1 protein-coding gene is annotated in these 1076 nt (G+C 59.2%); it reads right to left on the bottom strand.

Features of this window, described 5'->3' with window-relative positions:
- Nucleotides 1-669: 669 nt before the first annotated feature.
- Entirely contained in the window at nt 670-1062 is a 393-nt protein-coding gene (locus AC5Y30_RS21965) for an Rv1352/Rv1906c domain-containing protein (protein WP_499920947.1), read from the bottom strand.
- Between the last annotated feature and the right edge of the window lie 14 nt (nt 1063-1076).

Genomic DNA, 1076 nt, shown 5'->3' with positions numbered 1-1076 from the left:
GAAACACTCCAAGGGTTAGGTGGTGCGCACGTGTCAAATATCCGGCGCTGCTTGAGTTTTCGCGTAATCGATTACTGTACTACTACCACACCGCCGCGACGCCAAACAAAATCTCTCGGCGAACGCTGCGCGGTCGTGTGCAGGACAAGTTTGCCGCGTTAAAGAAGACGTGAAAAACTTCATAGCCCGACCCATCGTGACTCCCCTGCGCTGCTTGACTTCTCGTGCAACCCGCCGAGTTTTTTTACCCGGCACCCGGTGCCACCACCAGGAAAATTCCGCATGCGACCGACGGCCGCAACTGCAGCGCCGGTGTGGAGCAAGCGAGTCACCTCTAACCTACACGCTCGAGGCCGCAAGCCGCGCCAGCAAATCGCAATTGTGCACGCGTGCAACTGAATTAACGTATGCGTAATCGACTGCCGCGCTGGAATTCCGACACGACCACAGTTGCTGTCGTTGGTGGCCGGGCCGCCTCCTCGCGCACAGCCGCCCGCCGAGCCACTGGAAACTTTTCGCCACAGTCAATTAAGAGGCGCAAACTTGAATCCTCCGGCTCAGCTACGCCGCAAACCGCTCACGTCACCGGTGAAAAATCCGTTGCGCCTCAACGTGGTTAGTGGTCAGCACCGCGATGATCGTGCCAACCTCACGCCCTCGGACCGGTTGTCACTGTTTCTGCCAGGTCTGGCAGCTATGGGTCACGAATGCCCTATCACCCGATCGAATCGTCACTACCTGAAAACCGGTGCTGATGCCGCTATCGATGATGTCGGTTGGTTTGAGACTCCTCAGCCTCGCCCAATAGCAATCGGATTCACCTTCAGGGCTGGTACCGGCCGAGCGGTAGGTGCCCGGCACGATGTCGGTGCCTACTCGATACGTTCCATCGGTTTCGATGATCGTCTTGGGGGCGAATGGTGGCGGCGGCAACGTCACCGTGACGGTTTGGGTGACGTCCCGCGTAGACGTCACGGTCGGAGTTGTTGCCGCTGTCGACCCGCCGCCGCAACCTGCGACGACGATCGCCGCTTGCGCGATCGCAGCTGTCCTGAACTGCATTGAAGGAGGGTAGC

It is taken from the genome of Mycobacterium sp. NGS27 (assembly GCF_059813005.1).
The sequence above is the reverse complement of the archived record's forward strand: the minus strand, read 5'-3'. Positions and strand labels throughout refer to the sequence as shown.

Excerpts from the sequence above, each read along its gene's own strand:
- AC5Y30_RS21965 (WP_499920947.1), bottom strand. The coding sequence starts at position 1,062 with ATGCAGTTCAGGACAGCTGCGATCGCGCAAGCGGCGATCGTCGTCGCA.